This window comes from Arthrobacter sp. 08Y14 (assembly GCF_002929455.1).
In the GTDB taxonomy this organism is placed as follows: Bacteria; Actinomycetota; Actinomycetes; order Actinomycetales; family Micrococcaceae; genus Arthrobacter_B; species Arthrobacter_B sunyaminii.
Window position 1 is genome coordinate 1 of record NZ_PJIX01000053.1, and the last position, 541, is coordinate 541.

At 59.5% G+C, this 541-nt stretch carries 1 protein-coding gene; it reads left to right on the plus strand.

Features of this window, described 5'->3' with window-relative positions; translation table 11 throughout:
• Positions 1-161 precede the first annotated feature (161 nt).
• Positions 162-541 (plus strand): LysR family transcriptional regulator (locus tag CXR03_RS18980; protein WP_219816290.1); only part of this gene is annotated, 380 nt, incomplete at its 3' end.

Below are 541 nucleotides of genomic sequence, written 5' to 3' on the forward strand. Positions count from 1 at the left end.
ATCGATCTGATGGTGATGGTCATGGTCATGGTCATTGAGAAATCCTCTCGTCTTGTGGGTCGGCGCGGATTGCTTGGCCGATGCAAGGGACCCTAGACGGGTGGCGTTGTCATCGGTATCCATCTGATGATGACCAGATTGGTGAGTGATACTTTACAATGATGCTGGATTTGAACCTGTTGCCGCTGTTTCTCGCGGTTGCCGAGGAGCAGAGTTTTGCCGCCGCCGCCCGGCGCCTCGGTGTTACCCGCTCTGCTGTCAGCCAGGGCGTTCAGCGCCTTGAAAACGCCTGTGGCATCGCGCTTGTGGTGCGCACGACGCGCAGCGTTCGGCTAACCGAAGCCGGGACGAGACTGTTGGCGATGCTTGGCCGTCCGATGGCGGATATCGGGGCAGCGCTTGAGGATCTCGGCGGAGACATCAGGCCGGCGGGGCATTTGAAGATTGCCGTCACCTCGATTGCCGACGCCTTTTTATCCGGGCCGCTGCTTGGCAGCTTTGCCGAGGCGCATCCGGATATCACCATCGATGTGACGGTGAC